This is a genomic window from Clavibacter vidaverae (assembly GCF_047529985.1).
Taxonomy (GTDB): domain Bacteria; phylum Actinomycetota; class Actinomycetes; order Actinomycetales; family Microbacteriaceae; genus Clavibacter; species Clavibacter nebraskensis_A.
In genome coordinates this window covers 1,134,535-1,154,139 of the sequence record NZ_JBLJAM010000001.1, presented here as the reverse complement: position 1 = coordinate 1,154,139, position 19,605 = coordinate 1,134,535, and the positions used below count along the sequence as shown (strand labels likewise).

The window sequence follows — 19,605 nt, the reverse complement described above, 5'->3', positions numbered from 1 at the left end:
CCGAGGGCGCCGGGAGCCCCGCCGTTAGATTCCGGGGATGCCCCGCACCCGCCGCGCCGTCCGCGCCGCCTCCCTGCCCCTCGCCCTCCTCGCCGCCGCGGCCCTCGCCGGATGCGGCGCGGCTCCCGAGCCCGGTGCCACCTCGGCTGCCGCGAGCGACTACTGCGCCCGGATGGTCACCAACTCCGGCGGCCTGCAGGACCGCTCCTTCAACCAGTCGAGCTGGGAGGGGCTGCAGCGCGCGGAGCAGGAGCTCGGGATCCAGGCCGACGTCCTCGTCTCCACCTCGGAGACGGACCTCGCCCCGAACGTCGAGCAGGCCGTGGGCACGGGCTGCGGCTTCGTCCTCACCGTCGGCTACGAGCTCGCGGAGGCGACGTCGGCCGCGGCGGCGGAGAACCCGGACGTGCACTTCTCCATCGTCGACGAGGTCGTCGACGCCCCGAACGTGAAGCCGCTCGTCTTCGACACGGCGCAGGCCTCCTACCTCGCGGGCTACCTCGCGGCGGGCGTGAGCGAGACGGGCAAGGTCGGCACCTTCGGCGGCGGCAACCAGCCGCCCGTGACCCTCTTCATGGACGGCTTCGTCGACGGCGTGGCCGCCTACAACCAGGCGCACGGCACGAGCGTCGTCGCGCTCGGCTGGGACGCGGCCGCGCAGGACGGCACCTTCACGGGCGACTTCGAGGACGTGTCGAAGGGCCAGACCACCACGCAGAACCTGCTCGACCAGGGCGCGGACGTCATCATGCCGGTGGCCGGCCAGGTGGGGGAGGGCGCCGCGTCGGCGATCCTCGCGCACGGCAGCGGCAAGCTGATCTGGGTCGACAACGACGGCTACGACACCCTGCCCGCCGAGTACCGCCCGCTCCTGCTGACGAGCGTCCTCAAGGACACCGGCCAGGCCGTGGTCGACATCGTGGGCGACGACCAGAAGGGCTCCTTCTCCTCGGAGCCCTACGTGGGCACGCTCGCGAACGGCGGCGTGGGCCTGGCGGAGTACCACGACCTCGCCGCCGCGGTGTCGCCCGAGCTGCAGACCGAGCTCGATGCGCTGAAGGCCCGGATCGTCTCCGGAGCCGTGCAGGTGAAGTCGGTCTCCACGCCGTAGCAGAGCCCGTGTTGCCGCGGTGTTTCGGCCTCGTCCCGGATCGGTAACGCTTGCGCCTGCAGGCCCGATCGGGGCGCAGATCGCATTCCCGCCCATGGGTAACATGAAGCCACATCGCCCGGTGGACCCGGGCTGCAACTGGAGGCCACAGTGACCATCACCACCCGAAAGGCCGCCCTCGGCGGTCTCGCCGCCGTCGGCATCACCGCGATCCTCGCGGGCTGCGGCGCCGCCCCCGAGTCCACGGCAGGAGGTGCGGGTGGAGAGGCGAAGAGCGACCTGCTCACCTGCATGGTCTCCGACTCCGGCGGATTCGACGACAAGTCGTTCAACCAGCTCGGCTTCGAGGGCCTCACCAAGGCCGTCGGCGACCTCGGCCTCCCGGAGGCCAAGCCCGTCGAGTCGGCCTCCGAGACCGACTTCGCGCCGAACCTCACCAACCTCGCCGACCAAGGCTGCGGCCTGATCGTCACCGTCGGCTTCCTGATCAAGGAGGCGACCGAGGAGGCGGCGAAGGCCAACCCCGACATCGAGTACGCGATCATCGACGACGCCCAGATCAGCGCCCCGAACGTCAAGCCCATCACCTTCAACACCAGCGAGGCCGCGTTCCTCGCGGGCTACTCCGCGGCGGCCTACTCGAAGACCGGCACGGTCGGCACCTTCGGCGGCCTGCAGATCCCGACCGTCACGATCTTCATGGACGGCTTCGTCGACGGCGTCAAGTACTACAACGAGCAGAAGGGCAAGGACGTCAAGGCCATCGGCTGGGACGTCGCGAGCCAGAGCGGGTCCTTCACGGGCGAGTTCGTCGCCAACCAGACGGCGAAGACGGCCGCGCAGACCCTCATCGACCAGGGCGCGGACGTCATCATGCCCGTCGGCGGCCCGATCTTCCTCAGCGCCGGCGAGGCGATCCGCGACTCCAGCGACAAGAAGGTCGTCATGGTGGGCGTCGACTCCGACGCGTACGAGAGCGCGCCCGACCTCAAGGACCTCTTCCTCACCTCGGTGCTCAAGGGCATCGACGCGGGCGTCGAGGACGTCGTGAAGACGGCGGCGGACGACGAGTTCGACGCGACGCCGTACGTCGGCACGCTGAAGAACGGCGGCGTGGACATCGCCCCGTTCCACGACTACGAGTCCGAGGTCCCGTCGGAGCTGTCCGGCGAGATCGAGACGATCAAGGCCGGCATCATCGACGGCTCGATCACCGTCGAGTCGCCGTCGTCGCTGACGAAGTAGCATCTAACGCACCGCGGGGGGATCGGCAGGCGCCGGTCCCCCCGCCGCGTGTCCACCCGACCCACCGAACGGATTGATCCGATGAAGCTCGAACTGCGGGGCATCACCAAGCGCTTCGGCGCGCTGGTCGCCAACGACCACATCGACCTCGTGGTCCAGCCGGGGGAGATCCACTGCCTCCTGGGCGAGAACGGCGCCGGCAAGTCCACGCTGATGAACGTGCTCTACGGCCTGTACCAGGCCGAGGAGGGCGAGATCCTGTTGGACGACCGGGTGGCGCGCTTCGCCGGCCCCGGCGACGCCATGGCCGCCGGCATCGGCATGGTGCACCAGCACTTCATGCTCATCCCCGTGTTCACGGTCGCGGAGAACGTCATGCTCGGTCACGAGGAGACGAAGCTCGGCGGCCGGCTCGACCTGGCGGGCGCCCGCGCGAAGGTGCGCGAGATCTCCGCCCGGTTCGGCTTCGACGTGGATCCCGACGCGCTCGTCGCGGACCTGCCCGTCGGCGTGCAGCAGCGCGTCGAGATCATCAAGGCCCTGTCGCGCGACGCGGAGGTGCTCGTGTTCGACGAGCCGACCGCCGTGCTCACGCCGCAGGAGACCGACGAGCTCATGGTCATCATGAAGCAGCTGCGGGACGCCGGGACCGGCATCGTCTTCATCACCCACAAGCTGCGCGAGGTCCGCGAGGTCGCGGACCGCATCACCGTCATCCGGCTCGGCAAGGTGGTCGGCGAGGCCCAGCCCACCGCCACCAACGCCGAGCTCGCCTCGCTCATGGTCGGCCGGAGCGTGTCGCTCACCGTCGCCAAGGCGCCCGCGACGCCCGGCGACGCGGCCCTCGTGGTGCGCGACCTCACCGTCGTCGACGCGGCCGGCCAGGTCGTGGTCGACGGCGTCAGCTTCGAGGTGCACGCGGGGGAGATCCTCGCCATCGCGGGCGTGCAGGGCAACGGCCAGACCGAGCTCACCGAGGCGATCCTCGGGCTCCAGCCCCGCGTGTCCGGCACCATCGACCTCGACGGGACGCGCCTCACCGGCCGCTCCGTCCGCCGCGTGCTCGACGCGGGCGTGGGCTTCGTGCCCGAGGACCGCAACGAGGACGGGCTCGTCGCCGAGTTCACCATCGCCGAGAACCTCATGCTCGACCGCTCCGACAGCCCGCCGTTCGTGGTCGCCGGATCCCTGAAGCTCGGCTACCTCGACGAGTTCGCGCGCGACCGCGTGCGCGAGTTCGACATCCGCACGCAGGGCATCGAGACGCACGTCGGCCGGCTCTCCGGCGGCAACGCGCAGAAGGTCGTGCTGGCGCGCGAGCTCAGCCGCGACCTCCGCCTGTTCGTCGCCGCGCAGCCCACGCGCGGCCTCGACGTCGGCTCCATCGAGTTCGTGCACACCCGCGTCGTCGAGACGCGCGACCGGGGCCTCCCCGTCATCGTCGTCTCCACGGAGCTCGACGAGGTCGCCGCGCTGGCCGACCGGATCGCCGTCATGTACCGCGGCGGCATCGTCGGCATCGTCCCGGGAGACACCCCGCGCGACGTGCTCGGCCTCATGATGGCCGGCGAGGTCCCGGCATCCGTCCCCACCCCCACGACCGCCGGAGGGCGCACCGCATGACCGACGACACCACTCGTCCCGACGGCCAGGATCCCGCGGACCCGTCCGCGGGGCAGCTGCCCGCCTCCGGCCGCGAGGCCGGATCCGTGGGCGACCCCACGCGCTCCGAGGCGCCCGCGGGCGTCCCCGCGGTCGCGACGGCCGACGACGACGGGGGATCCCGCGCCGGCCAGGTGCTCCGCGAGATCGCCTCCGGCAGCGCCCTGCTGTCGGTGCTCGCGGTCGTGCTCTCGCTCGTGGTCGGCGCGCTGCTCATCGCCGTCACCGACGAGGCGACGCAGAAGGCGGCCGGGTACTTCTTCAGCCGCCCGCTCGACACGCTCCGGGCCGGATGGGACGCCGCCAGCGGCGCGTACTCCGCGCTCTTCCAGGGCTCGATCTACAACTTCCGCCGCCCGGGCTTCGCGAACGGCATCAAGCCGCTCACCGAGACGCTGACCTTCGCGACCCCCCTCATCGCGGCCGGCCTCGGCGTCGCGCTCGCGTTCCGCGTGGGCCTGTTCAACATCGGCGCGCGCGGGCAGATGCTCATCGCCGCGGCGTGCGCCGGCTGGGTCGGCTTCAGCTTCGACCTCCCGCCCGTCGTGCACCTCGTGCTCGCGGTCGGCGCCGGCATCGTCGGCGGCGCCGCGTGGGGCGGGATCGTCGGCCTCCTCAAGGCGCGCACCGGCGCGCACGAGGTGATCGTCACGATCATGCTCAACTACGTCGCCTTCTACCTGCTCTCCTACCTGCTGCGCACCCCCGGCCTCCTCCAGGCGCCCGGATCCAACAACCCGAAGACCCCGGCGATGGCGGACAACGCGATCTTCCCGGCGCTCCTCGGCGACGGGTACTCCCTGCACGCGGGCTTCCTGGTGGTCGTCGTCGCGACGGTCATCGTCTGGTACCTCCTCAACCGCTCGGGCCTCGGCTTCCGCTTCCGTGCGGTCGGCGAGAACCCGAGCGCGGCACGGGTCGCCGGCATCGACGTCAAGAACTCCTACCTCTACGCCATGCTCATCTCCGGCGGGCTCGCGGGCCTCGCCGGGGCGAGCCAGGTGCTCGGCACCGTCACCACGGGCTTCAGCTCGGGGATCGACGCGGGCATCGGCTTCGACGCCATCACGGTGGCGCTGCTCGGCCGCAGCCGGCCGTGGGGCGTCTTCGTCGCGGGGATCCTGTTCGGCGCGTTCAAGGCCGGCGGCTTCTCGATGCAGGCGGCCGAGGGCGTGCCCATCGACATCGTCGTGGTCGTCCAGTCGCTCATCGTCCTGTTCATCGCGGCGCCCCCGCTCGTGCGCGCGGTGTTCCGCCTGCCCGCGCCGGGCCAGGCCCGTCGCACCACCCGGATCCGGAAGGCGGCGATCGCATCGTGACCGCGACCACCCCCACCGCCGCGCCCTCCCCGGCGCCGCACGACCCCGCAGCCGTCGCCCTCGAGCGCGCCGTCCAGACGAGCTGGAAGGCGCCCATCGCCTTCGGGGTCTTCACGGTGATCTCGCTCGTCCTGTTCGTGCTCCTCGGCCGCGAGGGATCCAGCACGTTCGGGCTCTCCACGGGCACCGACCTCATCCAGCTGGCCCCGCTCGTGCTGCCGACGGCTGCGACCGGCATCGTCGTGACGGTCGTGCTCGCCGCGCTCACGGTGCTCTCCGCCGTGCTCGTGCGCCGGTCGGCGAAGGTGCCGCTGTGGCTCACGGCCGCGTTCGCGATCCTGTTCCTCGTCGCGTTCCTCACCTGGGCGTCCGCGGGCCAGACCATCCCGGTGCCCGGCCTGCTCGTCGGCACCGTGAGCCTGTCGGTGCCGCTCATCTTCGGCGCACTCGGCGGCGTGCTCTCGGAGCGGGTCGGCGTCGTCAACGTCGCCATCGAGGGCCAGCTGCTCGCGGGCGCGTTCGTGTCCGCGGTCGTCGCCTCCGTCACGGGGCAGCCGCTCATCGGCCTCGCGTCCGCGATGGTCGCCGGCATGCTCGTGTCGTTCGTCCTCGCGGCGTTCGCCATCAAGTACTTGGTCGACCAGGTCATCGTGGGCGTGGTGCTCAACGTGCTCGTCACGGGCCTCACGAGCTTCCTGTTCTCGCAGGTGCTCTCGGCCGACCCGGGGACGCTCAACTCGCCGCCGCGCTTCGATCGCATCGACATCCCGGTCCTCGGCCAGATCCCGATCATCGGACCGGTGCTCTTCCGGCAGACGATCATCGTGTACATCATGTACGTGGCCGTCTTCCTCGTCTGGTACTGCCTCTTCCACACGCGCTGGGGCCTCCGCCTCCGCGCGGTCGGCGAGCACCCGCAGGCCGCGGACACCGTGGGCATCAAGGTGGCGCGCACCCGGTTCTGGAACGTGTCCCTCGCGGGCGCGATCGCGGGCCTCGGCGGCGCCTTCTTCACGCTCGGCTCGGTCGGCGCGTTCAACAAGGAGATGACGGCGGGCGCGGGGTTCATCGCGCTGGCCGCGGTCATCTTCGGCCGGTGGGATCCGCTGCGCGCCACGCTCGCGGCCCTCCTGTTCGGCTTCGCGAGCAACCTGCAGAACGTCCTCGGCGTCATCGGGTCGCCCGTGCCGAGCGAGTTCATGCTGATGCTGCCGTACGTCGTGACCATCGCCGCGGTCGCAGGCCTTGTGGGGCAGGTGCGCGGCCCGGCCGCCGCCGGCAAGCCCTACGTGAAGTCGTGAGCGCCGTGGAGCCCGTGGAGTCGGGCGGCATCGACTGGGGATCCCTGCGCGAGGCGGCGCACGAGGCCATGGGCCGCGCGTACGTCCCGTACTCGCGGTTCCCCGTGGGCGTCGCGGCCATCGCGACCGACGGCCGCGTCATCACCGGGTGCAACGTGGAGAACGCCTCCTACGGACTCACCCTCTGCGCCGAGTGCGCGCTCGTCTCCGTGCTGCACCTCACGGGCGGCGGCCAGCTCGTCGCCTTCACGTGCGTGGACGGCGACGGCAACATCCTCATGCCGTGCGGACGCTGCCGGCAGCTGCTGTTCGAGCACGCGGTGCCGGGCATGCTGCTGGAGACCGTCTCCGGGATCCGCACGATCGACGAGGTCCTGCCCGACGCCTTTGGGCCGAGCACGCTCGACGCGTACGGGGACCGCTCGTGAGCGCCGCGTTCGACGTCGTCGACCTGATCCGCACCAAGCGCGACGGCGGCCGGCTCTCGACCGCCGAGATCGACTGGCTGGTCGCCGCGTACACGGACCGCTACGTGGCCGACGAGCAGATGGCCGCGCTCGCGATGGCGATCCTGCTCCGCGGCATGGACCGCACCGAGATCCGGGACCTCACCCTCGCCATGATCGCGAGCGGCGAGACCCTCGACTTCTCGGGGCTCGGCAAGCCCACGGTCGACAAGCACTCCACGGGCGGCGTGGGCGACAAGATCACCCTCCCGCTCATGCCGCTCGTCGCGTCCTACGGCGTCGCCGTGCCGCAGCTCTCCGGCCGCGGCCTCGGCCACACGGGCGGCACGCTCGACAAGCTCGAGTCGATCCCCGGCTGGCGCGCCGACCTCTCCACGGAGGAGATGGTGCAGCAGATGAAGGACCACGGCGGCGTGGTCTGCGCCGCAGGCAGCGGCCTCGCTCCGGCCGACAAGCGCCTCTACGCGCTGCGCGACACCACGGGCACGGTCGAGGCGATCCCGCTCATCGCCTCCAGCATCATGAGCAAGAAGATCGCGGAGGGCACGGGCGCGCTCGTCCTCGACGTGAAGTTCGGCGGCGGCGCCTTCATGACCGACATCGACCGGTCGCGCGAGCTCGCGCGCACCATGGTGGAGCTCGGCACCGACGCCGGCGTGCGGACGACCGCGCTCCTCACCGACATGGACGTGCCGCTCGGCCTCGCCATCGGCAACGCCAACGAGGTGCGCGAGTCCGTCGAGGTGCTCGCGGGCGGCGGGCCCGCCGACGTGGTGGAGCTGACGCTCGCGCTCGCGCGGGAGATGCTCGCCGCGGTCGGGATCCCGGACGCCGACGTCGAGGACGCCCTCCGCGACGGCCGCGCCATGGACTCGTGGCGCGCCACCGTGCGCGCGCAGGGCGGGGATCCGGACGCCGCGATGCCCGTCGCGCGCGAGACCCACGTCGTCACCGCCGAGCGCGACGGCGTGCTCGTGCAGCAGGACGCGCTGCCGTTCGGCATCGCCGCCTGGCGCCTCGGCGCCGGTCGCGCGCGCCAGGGCGACGCCGTGCAGCACGCCGCGGGCGTCGACCTGCACGCCAAGCCGGGGGACCGCGTGCGCCGCGGCGACCCGCTGTTCACCCTCTCGGCCGACGAGCCGGAGCGCTTCGCCCGTGCGCTGGAGTCGCTCGATGGCGCGTACCGCGTGGGCGACCCGGACGAGTACGTCGCCCGCGGCCCGCTCGTGCGGGAGCGCATCACCGCCGAGGGCTGATCCGGTCACGTCCGGCCGCCGTCCCCGCGACGACGGCCGGACGCGCGGCCGTGCCTCAGCCGATGCGCTCGAGCGCGTCGACCACCGCGTCCCAGAACCCGGCGTGGTCGAGGTCGACCGCCACCTGCGTCGTGCAGTCCTCGGGCGCCGGACGGCGGAGGTCCGTCACGGTCATGCCGAGCGTGTGCGTGCCCGTCAGCTCGACGGACACGGGCGCGCGCCGGACGGAGACGAGGCGCGGGTCGATCACGCGCGCGACGGCGCAGGGGTCGTGCACGGGCGGGCTCGGGAAGTCCTGGCGGTCGTGGTACGCCCGGCCGTACGACTCCATCGACTCCACGACGAAGCGCGCGGCCGGCGTGCCGAGGGCCGCGATCCGCGCCATGACCTCGGGCGTCGCGGTCGCCTGGTACGTGAGGTCGAGCCCCACCATCGTCACGGGCCACGCCTCGCCGAACACGATGTGGGCGGCCTCGGGATCCACCGCGATGTTGAACTCCGCGACGGCCGTGCTGTTGCCGGCGTGGTACCCGCCGCCCATGAGCACGACCTCCTTCACGCGCTCGACGATGCGCGGCTCGCGGCGCACCGCGAGGGCGATGTTGGTGAGCGCCCCGATGGGCACGAGCGTGATCTCGCCCGGCGCATGCGCCATGACCGTCTCGATGATGAGGTCCACCGCGTGCCGCGGGTCGAGCGCCACCGTCGGCTCCGGCAGCTCGGGCCCGTCGAGCCCGGTCTCGCCGTGGATCTCGGGCGCCGTCATCACGGGCCGCACGAGCGGGCGCGCGCAACCGGCCGCGATCGGCACGCCGTGGATCCCGGCGACGGTCGCGACCGCCAGCGCGTTCCGCGTGACCTTCTCCAGCGTCTGGTTCCCGGCGACCGTGGTGATGCCGACGAGCTCCACCTCGGGGCTCCCGTGCGCGAGCATCAGCGCGAGGGCGTCGTCGTGCCCGGGGTCGCAGTCGATCAGGATCTTGCGGGGCATGGGTCCTCCGGCTCGGGTCGCGGCCCGCCGACGCCTCGCGCACCGATCGTTCGTGTGCCGACGACCTCCGCGTGGGCCTCGACGAGGCTAGTAGATTCGTCCCATGACACGCGCTCCCGAGGACTCCACGCTGCCCGGCGGAGGGTCGTACCGCGACCTCCCCAAGGTCTCCCTCCACGACCACCTCGACGGCGGCCTCCGTCCCGGCACCATCGTCGAGCTCGGCGACGACGCCGGCATCGAGCTCCCCGCCCAGGAGGCCGACGCGCTCGGCGAGTGGTTCCGCACCAGCGCCGACTCCGGATCGCTCGTCGACTACCTGAAGACCTTCGACGTCACCATCGCCGTCATGCAGACCGAGGAGAACCTGGCGCGCGTCGCCCGGGAGTTCGTCGAGGACCTCGCAGACGACGGCGTCGTCTACGGCGAGATCCGCTGGGCGCCCGAGCAGCACCTCACGCAGGGCCTCTCGCTCGACGCCGTCGTCGAGGCCGTGCAGTCCGGCATCGAGGAGGGCGTGCGCGGCGTCGAGGAGTCGGGCGGATCCATCCGCGTCGGCCAGCTCGTGAGCGCCATGCGCCACCTCGACCGCGGCACCGAGATCGCCGAGCTCGCCGTCCGGCACCGCGACCGCGGCGTCGTGGGCTTCGACATCGCGGGCCCCGAGGCCGGCTTCCCGCCGTCCCGCCTGCAGGGCGCGTTCGACCTCCTGGCGCGCGAGTGGATGCCCCGCACCGTCCACGCGGGCGAGGCCGACGGCCTCGAGTCCATCCGCTCCGCCCTGCTCGACGGCCGGGCGCTCCGCCTCGGTCACGGCGTGCGCATCGCCGAGGACATCGAGATCGACAGCGAGGAGGGCGAGGACGTCTTCGTCACCCTCGGCACGCTCGCGCAGTGGGTGAAGGACCGCGGCATCCCGCTCGAGCTCAGCCCGTCGTCCAACCTGCAGACCGGCGCCATCGAGGCGTGGGGCGACACCATGCGCGACCACCCCTTCGACCTGCTCTACCAGCTCGGCTTCGCCGTCACGGTGAACACCGACAACCGCCTCATGAGCGGCACCTCCATCAGCCGGGAGCTCGCGCTCCTCACGGACGCCTTCGCCTACGACCTCGACGACCACGAGGCGTTCCAGCTGAACGCGGCCGCCGCGGCCTTCCTGCCGCTGGAGGAGCGCGAGGCGCTCGCCGACATCATCTCCGACGGGTTCGCCCGCCTGTAGCGCGGGGTCCGCTCCGGCCTCCCGTCCCGCTCGTCCCGTCCCGTTCGCCGCTTCGACAGAGAGGTCGCACCCCGTGCTCCCACCGCTCCCGGACGACGCCGTCACCCTCGGCGCCGAGGCCGCCGACTGGCGCGCTGCCGTGCGCCTCGCCGGCGACGCGCTCGTGCGCTCCGGCGCGGCCACGGCCGACTACTCCGAGGCGATGATCCGGGTCGTGGAGGAGTTCGGCGCCTACGTCGTCATCGCCCCGGGGCTCGCGCTCGCGCACGCCCGGCCGGGCCCGGACACCCTCGCGGACGGCCTCGCGGTCGTGACGCTGACGGAGCCCGTGGCCTTCGGGCACGCGCACAACGATCCCGTGGACGTCATCGTCGGCCTCGCCGTCACCACGGTCGACCGGCACGTCTCGTCGGTCGCCGACATGGCCAACATCTTCAACGACGCCACCGCCATCCCGCGGCTGCGCGCCGCCACCACCGTCGACGAGGTCCGGCGCATCATGGCCGGCGAGGAGAGCGCATGAAGGTCGTCGCCATCTGCGGCGTGGGGATCGGCACGTCCGGCATCCTCAAGGTCAACGCGGAGCGGGCCCTCGCGCGCCTCGGCATCGAGGCGGACGTCACGGCGGCCGACCTCGCCAGCGTCGCCTCGATCGGCGAGGACGCGCAGGTCATCCTCACGTCGCCCGAGCTGGTCGACCGCATCGGCGCCACGTACGCCGACGTCGTGGTGATCGAGAACTACTTCGACCTCGAGGAGATCTCGGCCAAGCTCGACGCCGCGCTGGGCTGATCCCCTGCGTCCCCGCCCGGCGCCGGATCGACCGGCGACGCGGGGGCAGCGCCCCCGCGCGCGACCACGAACCCGGCCGCCAGCAGCGAGGCCGCGGCGATCCCGGCACCGGCCGCCAGCACCGCGGGCGACGGGCCGGTGATCGGCTGCCCCGCGAGCGCCTGCGCGGCGACGAGCGCGACCACCCCGAGGTACGCGACGGCCGCGACGGCCGTGAGCCGCACGCGCACCCGGTCGGGTGCCAGCGCCGGGATCCGCCGCCCCGCGAGCCCGAGCAGCAGCGCCGCGACGGGCAGCAGCTGCAGGGCGTGCATGCCGACGAAGTGCGGGATCCGCAGGTCGCCCGCGGTCGTGCTCCAGCCGAGCACGGGCAGGCCGGGGCCGCCGTCCTCCGCCCCCACGGCGTGCGCGCCGGCCACGCCGTGGAAGTCCGCCAGCTGCGCCGCGGTCGGCGAGGTCATGAGGTACGCGAGGCCGATGCCGACCAGCGCGATGAGGGCACCCGCTCGGATCCCGAGGGTCAGCGCCGGGTCGGGCAGCCGGAGCCGCAGCACCGCGAGGCTCGTGACGAAGGCGCAGAGGTAGAGCACCGTGATCGACACCGCCATCACCCCCCAGAGCGCCGTCGCGAGCGGCGTGGCGACGTTGAAGTGGCTCGTCGTCCCGGCGGCCTCCGCGCTCACGATGACCGCCTGCTCCACGACGAGCGCGACCGCGACCACCGTGCCGACGGCGTGCGCCTGCCGCCGGAAGCGGGGGAGGCGCGCGATGAGCCAGGCCCAGGAGACGGCGTAGACGAGGATCGAGAGCGCGAACTTGGCGGGCTTGTCCCAGGCGGGCATGCCGGCGACGACGCGGTCGTCGACCACGCGGCCCACGAGGCAGACGGCGGCGACCACGACCATGAGCGCCGCGACCGTCATCAGCGGTCGGTGCCAGCCGAAGGCGCGGCGGATCACGACGCGGGTCCCGTCGGCGTCGCGACGGTGGCCTGCGCGACGCGCCGCAGACCCGCGGCGAGGTGGTCGCCGAGCACGGTGCCGACGACCATCAGCTCGGCCATCGCCGTGCGGTCGGGTCGCGCGCGCACGGCGGCGAGGTCGGCGTCCGCCTGGATCCCCGCGGCCTCGGCGTACCGGTCCAGGTAGCCGTCGTCCATCCGGTGCCCCGAGCGCTCGAGGGCGTCGACCGCCCGCGCCGCCTGCGCCCGGCCCGCGTGCCCCTCGAGCACGCACCAGCCCGCGCGCCGCGTGACCGCGTCGATCCGGTCGAGCGCGTCGGCGGCGGGCGCATCCGCGGGCGGCGGCCCGGGCGTCAGCGCGTCCTGCGCCACCGCGAACACGTCCTGCACCTGCCGGCCGTCGTCGTCGAGCACGGCCAGCACCTCGCGGGCCCGGGCGACCGGCAGCCGCCCGACGTCGATGAGCGCGCGGACCAGGCGGACGCGGCGGACGTGCGCGTCGTCGTACTCGGTGCGGTTGTCGCTCACGCGCGACCCCGCGGGCAGCAGGCCCTCGCGGACGTAGTACTTGACGGTGGCCGGCGCGACACCCGTGGCGTCGGCGAGCTCGGTGATGCGCATGCGGCGAGGCTAGCGCACTGATAGCGCCACTACCAGTGACGGCGCGAGATGATCCGCGGGCCGTCGCGCGGCCCGCGGATCCGGTCGGCTACAGCTCGAGCAGGGCGGGCACGGCCTGCGCGAGGTCGGCCACGATCGCGCGCGCCGCGTCCCGCCGCTCGGCGACGGTGCCCGCGGTGCTCTGCGCGTCGAGGTACACCTTGATCTTCGGCTCCGTGCCGCTCGGTCGCACGATGAGGCGCGCGCCGTCGCCCAGGTGGAAGCGCAGCACGTCGCTCGGCGGCAGGTCGCCGAAGCCGTCCGCGAGGTCGTCCATGCGCTCGACCCGGCGGGATCCGATGGCGGCGGGCGGCGACTGCCGGAGCTTCGCCATGATCCGCGGGATGACGGCGAGGTCCGTGACGCGCACCGAGATCTGGTCGCTCGCGAACGACCCGAACCGCTCGGCGAACTCGCGGTCGTAGTCGTCGATCGTCAGCCCGCGCGCCTTCAGCGTCATGACGCCGTGCAGCACCGCGACGGCGGCCGAGATGCCGTCCTTGTCGCTCGTGATCCACGGCGCCACGAGGTACCCGAGCGCCTCCTCGTAGCCGTAGACGAGGTCGGGCGCGCGCGAGATCCACTTGAAGCCCGTGAGCGTCTCGCGGTACCCGAAGCCGAGCTCGCGGGCCACCACCTCGAGCGCGGGGGAGGAGACGAGCGAGGACGCGAACGTGCCGGTGTTGCCGTCCTCGACGTAGCGCTCGGCGATCCCGAGGCCGAGCAGCATGCCCACCTCGTTGCCGGAGAGGCGGCGCCAGGCGCCGTGCTCGTCGACGATGGCGACGGCGAGGCGGTCGGCGTCCGGGTCGTTGGCGATGATGAGCTCCGCGTCGGCCTCGACGGCCGCCTGGAACGCGAGGTCGAGCGCGCCCGGCTCCTCGGGGTTCGGGAAGTCGACCGTCGGGAAGTCGGGGTCGGGATCGGCCTGCGCGGCGACCACCACGGGCGCGTCGACGCCGACGGCCCGGAACACGCGCGCCGCGGTCTCCCACCCGACGCCGTGCAGCGGCGTGTAGACCCAGGTGAGCGGCGCGAGCGGGGCCGCGAACAGGGCGGCGGTCTCCGCCACGTAGGAGTCGATGAGCGACTCCGGCGCGGTCTCGTAGTCGTCCGCCACGGGCAGCTGCTGCACGGTGCGCTCGCCCGCCGCCTTGTGGATGAAGGCCGCGATGTCGCGGTCGGCGGGGCTGACGATCTGCGACCCGTGGTCCTCGTCGCCCAGGTAGACCTTGTAGCCGTTGTCGCGCGCCGGGTTGTGCGACGCGGTGACCATGACGCCGGCGCTCACGCCGAGGTGCTTCACGGCGTAGGCGAGCAGGGGCGTCGGCAGCGCGCGGGGGAGGAGGGAGGTGCGGACGCCGGCGCCCGCCATGATCCTCGCGGTGTCCTCGGCGAAGACGCGCGAGTTGTGTCGCCCGTCGTACCCGATGACGATGCTCGGGCGGGGGCTGCGGCTGCGCAGGTAGTCGGCGAAGCCGGCGGCCGCCTGCGACACGAGCACGCGGTTCATGCGGTTCGGGCCCGCGCCCAGCTCGCCGCGGAGGCCCGCGGTGCCGAACTGCAGGCGCGTCTGGAACCGGTCGCGGAGGTCCGCGGCGGCCTGCTCCCGCTCGGCGGCCGATGCCCCGGGAGCGGTGCCGTCCACGAGCGCGAGCAGCGCGTCGACCTCGGCGCGCGTGACGGGATCCGGGTCCTGCGCCCGCCAGGCACGGGCGGCGGCGGCGAGGGCCGCGGTCTCCTCGCGGCTCACAGGGCGCCCACGATGCGCGCGAGCAGGTCGCCGATGCGGCCCTCGGCGGCGCGGCCGGCCTCGATGACCTCCTCGTGGCTGAGCGGCGTCTGCTGGATCCCCGCGGCGAGGTTCGTGATGAGCGACATGCCGAGCACCTCCATGCCCGCCTCGCGCGCCGCGATGGCCTCGAGCGCGGTGGACATGCCGACGATGTGCCCGCCGATCGCCTCGGCCATGCGCACCTCGGCCGGGGTCTCGTAGTGGGGGCCGCGGAACTGGCAGTACACGCCCTCGTCGAGCTCGGGATCCACCCCGTGCGCGATCGCGCGGAGGCGGGCCGAGTAGAGGTCCGTCAGGTCGACGAACGTCGCGCCCTCGAGCGGCGAGTCGGCGGTGAGGTTGATGTGGTCGCTGATGAGCACGGGCGTGCCGGGCGTCCAGTGGCGCTTGATGCCGCCCGCGCCGTTGGTGAGGATCATCGTGGTGGCGCCGGTCGCGGCCGCGGTGCGGACGCTGTGCACGACCCGGCGGACGCCGTGGCCCTCGTAGTAGTGGGTGCGCGCGCCGATGACGAGGGCGCGGCGGCCGGAGGGCAGCAGGACGCTCCGCAGGGAGCCCACGTGGCCCTCCAGGGCGGGCTTCGAGAAGCCGACGACCTCGGTGGCCGGGACGGTCGCGGTGGTCTCGCCGATGAGATCCGCCGCGCGCCCCCATCCGCTGCCGAGGGTCAGGGCGATGTCGTGGCGCTCGACGCCCGTGAGCTCGGCGATCTGCCGGGCCGCCTGCCGCGCGATCTCCTGGGGGTCCGCGTCGGGCGACTCGAGGGGGTTGCTGTAGGTCATGCCCCGATCCTAAATGCGCGCGCGGGGGCGGCCCGGGCCGCCACGGGGGCGGGTTCGCGCGGGGGCCCGGGCCTGCGGGATGATGTGCGCATGGGATACGAGTTCGAGGCCAACCAGAGGATCGCCGTTCTCGGAGGGGGCCCCGGCGGATACGAGGCCGCCATCGCGGGAGCGCAGCTCGGCGCGGAGGTGACGCTGGTGGAGCGCGTGGGCGTCGGCGGCTCGGCCGTGATGACCGACGTCGTCCCCTCGAAGACCCTCATCGCCACCGCGGAGGCCACCAACGCGCTCGGCGAGGCCGCCGACCTCGGCGTCCAGTTCTTCTCCCGGGGCGAGCAGACCCGTCGGCCCGTGCGGCCCGAGGTCGCCGTCAACCTCCAGGCCGTCAACGACCGCCTGCTCCGCCTCGCGCGCCAGCAGTCCGAGGACATGAAGTCGAGCCTCATCCGCGCGGGCGTGCGCATCGTGCAGGGCGAGGGCCGGCTCGACGGGCCGAACCGCATCATCGTCTCCACCGGCCGGGGCGGCGCCGGCACCGACTTCGACGAGATCGACGCGGACACCACGGTCATCTCCACGGGCGCGAGCCCCCGCATCCTCGAGACCGCGAAGCCCGACGGCGAGCGGATCCTCACCTGGACGCAGCTGTACACGATGGACTGCGTGCCCGAGCACCTCATCGTCGTCGGATCCGGCGTCACGGGCGCCGAGTTCGCCTCCGCCTACACGGCGCTCGGCGCGAAGGTCACGCTCATCTCGTCCCGCGACCAGGTGCTGCCCGGCGAGGACGCCGACGCCGCCCGCGTCATCGAGGACGTCTTCACGCGCAACGGCATGACGGTGCTGTCGAAGTCGCGCGCCGAGTCGGTGGTGCGCCAGGGCGACGGCGTCGTCGCCACGCTGAGCGACGGCCGCGTCATCGAGGGCAGCCACTGCCTCATGGCCGTCGGGTCCGTGCCGAACACGGCGGGCATCGGCCTCGAGGAGGCGGGCGTGCAGATGAGCGACTCCGGCCACATCCGCGTCAACCGCGTCGCGCGCACCTCGGTGCCGAGCGTGTACGCGGCCGGCGACTGCACCACGTTCCTGCCGCTGGCCTCGGTCGCCTCCATGCAGGGCCGCACGGCGGTCTACCACGCGATGGGCGACGCGGTGAGCCCCACCGAGCTCCGCAACGTGACGTCCAACATCTTCACCCAGCCGGAGATCGCCACGGTCGGCTGGTCGCAGAAGCAGATCGAGGACGGGCTCGCGCAGGGCGACATCTACAAGCTGCCGCTCGCCTCGAACCCCCGCGCCAAGATGCAGAACGTGAAGGACGGCTTCGTGAAGCTGTTCGCGCGCACCGGCTCCGGCACGGTCATCGGCGGCGTCATCGTGGCGCCCAAGGCCAGCGAGCTGATCTTCCCGCTCGCCCTCGCCGTGGAGCACCGCCTCACGGTCGACGACGTGGCGCGCGCGTTCACGGTCTACCCGTCGCTGTCGGGCAGCATCTCCGACGCGGCGCGCGCCATGCACATCGTGCTCTGACCCGCCGGTCGCCCCGCGCGGCCCGCATGCGACGACGGCCGGCCCCGAGGGGACCGGCCGTCGTCGCGTGCGGTGCGGGCGTCAGACGATGTCGAGCAGGCGGTGCCCCGACGGGACGGTCTGGCCGACCTCGGCCGCGAGGCCCGTGACCGTGCCCGCGGTGTGCGCCGTGAGCGGCTGCTCCATCTTCATCGCCTCGAGGACCACGAGGAGGTCGCCCTTGACGACCTGCTGGCCCTCCGCGACGGCGAGCTTGACGACGGTGGCCTGCATGGGCGAGGTGACGGATCCGCCGCCCGAGGTGTCGACCGCGCCCGCCTGCTTGCGGCGCGCGGGGGCCGCGGCGGCACGACGGGACGAGGACGCGCCCGCGGCGGGGGCCAGGTCCTCGGGGAGGCTCACCTCGATGCGCTTGCCGCCGACCTCGACCACGACGGTGTGCCGCGCGGGCGCCTCGGCGGCGTCCTCGAGGGCACCCGACCACGGCTCGATGGTGTTGTCGAAGTCCGTCTCGATCCAGCGCGTGTAGACGGAGAAGGGCGCGCCGTCGGCCGGTGCGAAGGCCGGGTCGCGCACGATAGCGCGGTGGAAGGGCAGCACGGTCGGCAGGCCCTGCACCTCGAACTCGTCGAGGGCGCGGCGCGCGCGCTCGAGGGCGTCCTCGCGGCTGGATCCCGTGACGATGAGCTTCGCGAGCAGCGAGTCGAAGGCGCCCGAGATCACGTCGCCGGCGCGGACGCCGGAGTCGACGCGGACGCCGGGACCGCCGGGCGCCTGGAACACGTGCACGGGGCCGGGCGCGGGGAAGAAGCCGCGGCCCGGGTCCTCGCCGTTGATGCGGAACTCGAACGAGTGGCCGCGCGGCGCCGGGTCGTCGTAGTCGATGAGACCGCCCGCGGCGATGCGGAACTGCTCGCGCACGAGGTCGATGCCCGTGACCTCCTCGGAGACCGGGTGCTCGACCTGGAGGCGCGTGTTCACCTCGAGGAAGGAGATCGTGCCGTCCTGCGCGACGAGGAACTCGCACGTGCCGGCGCCGACGTAGCCGACCTCGCGGAGGATCGCCTTCGACGCGGCGTAGAGCTGCGCGTTCTGGTCGTCGGTGAGGAACGGCGCGGGCGCCTCCTCCACGAGCTTCTGGTGGCGGCGCTGGAGCGAGCAGTCGCGGGTGGAGATCACGACGACGTTGCCGGCCGAGTCGGCGAGACACTGGGTCTCGACGTGGCGCGGGCGGTCGAGGTACTTCTCGACGAAGCACTCGCCGCGGCCGAACGCCGCGACGGCCTCGCGCGTGGCGGAGTCGAACAGCTCCGGCACCTCCTCGCGGGTGCGGGCGACCTTGAGGCCGCGGCCGCCGCCGCCGAACGCCGCCTTGATGGCGACGGGGAGGCCGTGCACGTCGACGAAGTCGAGCACCTCGTCGGCGCCGGACACGGGGTTGAGCGTGCCGGGCGCGAGCGGGGCGCCCACGCGCTCGGCCACGTGCCGGGCGGTGACCTTGTCGCCGAGCTGCTCGATGGCGCTGGGGGAGGGGCCGATCCAGATGAGCCCGGCGTCGATGACCTGCTGCGCGAAGTCCGCGTTCTCGGCCAGGAAGCCGTAGCCCGGGTGCACCGCGTCGGCGCCGGAGCGACGCGCGATCGAGAGGATCTTGGCGATGACGAGGTAGGTGTCCGCGCTCGTCTGCCCGTCGAGGGCGTAGGCCTCGTCGGCGAGCGTCACGTGCAGCGCGTCGCGGTCCTGGTCGGCGTAGACGGCGACCGAGCCGATCCCCGCATCCCTCGCCGCCCGGATGATGCGGACGGCGATCTCGCCCCGGTTGGCGATCAGGACCTTGTTCACACGCGTCATGGGACCCCAGCCTAGGGTCTGGGATGCGCCCGGCTTCGGAGGGTCGGCACAAACATGTGGGACGGCGGGGTACGCGCGCCCACAACAGGTCGCCCCGAGCCCGCCCTGGCATGATCGACGCATGACGGCACCCGGCTCCGGCGACGACGACGCGCGGGCCGCCGCCGCGGACCTCGCGGACCTCCTCGCCCGCACGGTGGCCGAGCTCGAGGAGCGCCGCGCGCCCGACGAGGCGCTCGCCGAGGTCCGCGCCAAGCGCTCCTTCGGGCCCATCAAGCGGCAGCCGGCGATGGTGCCGGTCGGCCGCGCGTGGCGGCTCGGCGTGCTCCTGCTCTCGGCCGACGGATCGCTGCGCCGCACCGGCAGCATCACGCGCGCCGTGGAGCCCACGCGCTCGCAGGGCCTCGACTCCGGCGTGGAGGCACGGAAGGAGGCCAGGCGGCAGGCCGTCCGCGCGTTCGCCGAGGGCGACGCGGTCGACTACGACTGGGAGCCGATCGCGCTCGACGCGGCATCGCTCGCCCGGGGATCCGGGCCCCTGTCGCTGCGCGGCCGCGAGCTCCGCGTGCAGTGGGGGCCGAACGCCCACGAGACCCGGCCGCTCGCGGCCTACCTCGCGGACCGCATCGAGGTCCTCGGGATGGGGTGAGGCCCCTCGGC

18 protein-coding genes are annotated in these 19,605 nt (G+C 73.2%); 12 read left to right on the top strand and 6 right to left on the bottom strand.

Features of this window, described 5'->3' with window-relative positions; genetic code table 11:
- The first annotated feature begins 37 nt into the window (after positions 1-37).
- From ACMT9T_RS05330 to ACMT9T_RS05300, 7 genes are all read left to right on the top strand, one after another.
- Positions 38-1,111, top strand: a complete 1,074-nt coding sequence (locus tag ACMT9T_RS05330; RefSeq protein ID WP_414744569.1) for a BMP family lipoprotein — start codon at positions 38-40, stop codon at positions 1,109-1,111.
- A gap of 150 nt (positions 1,112-1,261) precedes the next feature.
- Entirely contained in the window at positions 1,262-2,356 is a 1,095-nt protein-coding gene (locus ACMT9T_RS05325; protein ID WP_414744568.1) for a BMP family lipoprotein, read from the top strand.
- An 81-nt stretch (positions 2,357-2,437) separates the two neighbouring features.
- Complete coding sequence (locus ACMT9T_RS05320) at positions 2,438-3,979, top strand: ABC transporter ATP-binding protein (RefSeq protein ID WP_414744567.1); 1,542 nt, start codon at positions 2,438-2,440, stop codon at positions 3,977-3,979.
- Positions 3,976-5,337, top strand: a complete 1,362-nt coding sequence (locus ACMT9T_RS05315) for an ABC transporter permease (protein ID WP_414744566.1) — start codon at positions 3,976-3,978, stop codon at positions 5,335-5,337. The genes ACMT9T_RS05320 and ACMT9T_RS05315 overlap by 4 nt, the downstream gene beginning before the upstream one ends.
- The gene (locus tag ACMT9T_RS05310; RefSeq protein ID WP_414744565.1) at positions 5,334-6,638 is read left to right on the top strand and encodes an ABC transporter permease; all 1,305 of its coding nucleotides are present in this window, start codon (positions 5,334-5,336) and stop codon (positions 6,636-6,638) included. The genes ACMT9T_RS05315 and ACMT9T_RS05310 overlap by 4 nt, the downstream gene beginning before the upstream one ends.
- Complete coding sequence (locus ACMT9T_RS05305) at positions 6,635-7,066, top strand: cytidine deaminase (RefSeq protein WP_194674445.1); 432 nt, start codon at positions 6,635-6,637, stop codon at positions 7,064-7,066. Before ACMT9T_RS05310 ends, ACMT9T_RS05305 begins: the two co-directional genes overlap by 4 nt.
- Positions 7,063-8,361: a thymidine phosphorylase gene (locus ACMT9T_RS05300; RefSeq protein WP_414744564.1), complete on the top strand. Its 1,299-nt coding sequence runs from the start codon at positions 7,063-7,065 to the stop codon at positions 8,359-8,361. The genes ACMT9T_RS05305 and ACMT9T_RS05300 overlap by 4 nt, the downstream gene beginning before the upstream one ends.
- Positions 8,362-8,416: 55 nt before the next feature.
- Here the strand turns inward: ACMT9T_RS05300 and uriH are convergent, their stop codons facing one another.
- A complete protein-coding gene (uriH, locus tag ACMT9T_RS05295; protein ID WP_414744563.1) occupies positions 8,417-9,352 on the bottom strand; it encodes a uridine-preferring nucleoside hydrolase UriH in 936 nt (311 codons plus the stop codon).
- A 103-nt stretch (positions 9,353-9,455) separates the two neighbouring features.
- Here uriH and ACMT9T_RS05290 point away from each other — a divergent pair, with 103 nt between their 5' ends.
- From ACMT9T_RS05290 to ACMT9T_RS05280, 3 genes are all read left to right on the top strand, one after another.
- Positions 9,456-10,574 (top strand): adenosine deaminase, encoded by a 1,119-nt coding sequence (locus tag ACMT9T_RS05290; RefSeq protein WP_414744562.1) that lies wholly within the window; start codon positions 9,456-9,458, stop codon positions 10,572-10,574.
- 73 nt (positions 10,575-10,647) lie between these two features.
- Positions 10,648-11,097: a PTS sugar transporter subunit IIA gene (locus ACMT9T_RS05285; RefSeq protein WP_414744561.1), complete on the top strand. Its 450-nt coding sequence runs from the start codon at positions 10,648-10,650 to the stop codon at positions 11,095-11,097.
- Positions 11,094-11,366 (top strand): PTS sugar transporter subunit IIB, encoded by a 273-nt coding sequence (locus ACMT9T_RS05280; protein ID WP_086516652.1) that lies wholly within the window; start codon positions 11,094-11,096, stop codon positions 11,364-11,366. The genes ACMT9T_RS05285 and ACMT9T_RS05280 overlap by 4 nt, the downstream gene beginning before the upstream one ends.
- Here ACMT9T_RS05280 and ACMT9T_RS05275 read toward each other — a convergent pair.
- The 4 genes from ACMT9T_RS05275 to ACMT9T_RS05260 form a co-directional block, all read right to left on the bottom strand.
- Entirely contained in the window at positions 11,315-12,325 is a 1,011-nt protein-coding gene (locus tag ACMT9T_RS05275) for a hypothetical protein (protein WP_414744560.1), read from the bottom strand. The two genes, ACMT9T_RS05280 and ACMT9T_RS05275, sit on opposite strands and share 52 nt — an antisense overlap.
- Positions 12,322-12,948: a MerR family transcriptional regulator gene (locus ACMT9T_RS05270; RefSeq protein ID WP_414744559.1), complete on the bottom strand. Its 627-nt coding sequence runs from the start codon at positions 12,946-12,948 to the stop codon at positions 12,322-12,324. The genes ACMT9T_RS05275 and ACMT9T_RS05270 overlap by 4 nt, the downstream gene beginning before the upstream one ends.
- An 88-nt stretch (positions 12,949-13,036) precedes the next feature.
- Complete coding sequence (locus tag ACMT9T_RS05265) at positions 13,037-14,740, bottom strand: phospho-sugar mutase (RefSeq protein WP_414744558.1); 1,704 nt, start codon at positions 14,738-14,740, stop codon at positions 13,037-13,039.
- Positions 14,737-15,564 carry a purine-nucleoside phosphorylase gene (locus ACMT9T_RS05260; RefSeq protein ID WP_414744557.1) on the bottom strand — a complete coding sequence of 276 codons (828 nt, stop codon included), beginning with the start codon at positions 15,562-15,564 and terminating at the stop codon, positions 14,737-14,739. Before ACMT9T_RS05260 ends, ACMT9T_RS05265 begins: the two co-directional genes overlap by 4 nt.
- 90 nt (positions 15,565-15,654) lie before the next feature.
- On the opposite strand from ACMT9T_RS05260, the gene ACMT9T_RS05255 reads away from it, so the two are divergent.
- Positions 15,655-17,094, top strand: coding sequence for an NAD(P)H-quinone dehydrogenase (locus ACMT9T_RS05255; protein WP_414744556.1), 1,440 nt, complete (start codon positions 15,655-15,657; stop codon positions 17,092-17,094).
- A gap of 81 nt (positions 17,095-17,175) precedes the next feature.
- Here ACMT9T_RS05255 and ACMT9T_RS05250 read toward each other — a convergent pair whose 3' ends face one another.
- On the bottom strand, positions 17,176-18,945 hold the full coding sequence (locus tag ACMT9T_RS05250; protein WP_414744555.1) for an acetyl/propionyl/methylcrotonyl-CoA carboxylase subunit alpha: 1,770 nt from the start codon (positions 18,943-18,945) through the stop codon (positions 17,176-17,178).
- 121 nt (positions 18,946-19,066) lie between these two features.
- Here ACMT9T_RS05250 and ACMT9T_RS05245 point away from each other — a divergent pair, with 121 nt between their 5' ends.
- Entirely contained in the window at positions 19,067-19,594 is a 528-nt protein-coding gene (locus tag ACMT9T_RS05245) for a hypothetical protein (RefSeq protein ID WP_414744554.1), read from the top strand.
- The last annotated feature ends 11 nt before the right edge of the window (positions 19,595-19,605 follow it).

Coding starts and splice junctions, on each gene's coding strand:
- ACMT9T_RS05330 (WP_414744569.1), top strand. CDS start 38: ATGCCCCGCACCCGCCGCGCCGTCCGCGCCGCCTCCCTGCCCCTCGCC.
- ACMT9T_RS05320 (WP_414744567.1), top strand. CDS start 2,438: ATGAAGCTCGAACTGCGGGGCATCACCAAGCGCTTCGGCGCGCTGGTC.
- ACMT9T_RS05315 (WP_414744566.1), top strand. CDS start 3,976: ATGACCGACGACACCACTCGTCCCGACGGCCAGGATCCCGCGGACCCG.
- uriH (WP_414744563.1), bottom strand. CDS start 9,352: ATGCCCCGCAAGATCCTGATCGACTGCGACCCCGGGCACGACGACGCC.
- ACMT9T_RS05290 (WP_414744562.1), top strand. CDS start 9,456: ATGACACGCGCTCCCGAGGACTCCACGCTGCCCGGCGGAGGGTCGTAC.
- ACMT9T_RS05280 (WP_086516652.1), top strand. CDS start 11,094: ATGAAGGTCGTCGCCATCTGCGGCGTGGGGATCGGCACGTCCGGCATC.
- ACMT9T_RS05270 (WP_414744559.1), bottom strand. CDS start 12,948: ATGCGCATCACCGAGCTCGCCGACGCCACGGGTGTCGCGCCGGCCACC.
- ACMT9T_RS05260 (WP_414744557.1), bottom strand. CDS start 15,564: ATGACCTACAGCAACCCCCTCGAGTCGCCCGACGCGGACCCCCAGGAG.
- ACMT9T_RS05255 (WP_414744556.1), top strand. CDS start 15,655: ATGGGATACGAGTTCGAGGCCAACCAGAGGATCGCCGTTCTCGGAGGG.
- ACMT9T_RS05250 (WP_414744555.1), bottom strand. CDS start 18,945: ATGACGCGTGTGAACAAGGTCCTGATCGCCAACCGGGGCGAGATCGCC.
- ACMT9T_RS05245 (WP_414744554.1), top strand. CDS start 19,067: ATGACGGCACCCGGCTCCGGCGACGACGACGCGCGGGCCGCCGCCGCG.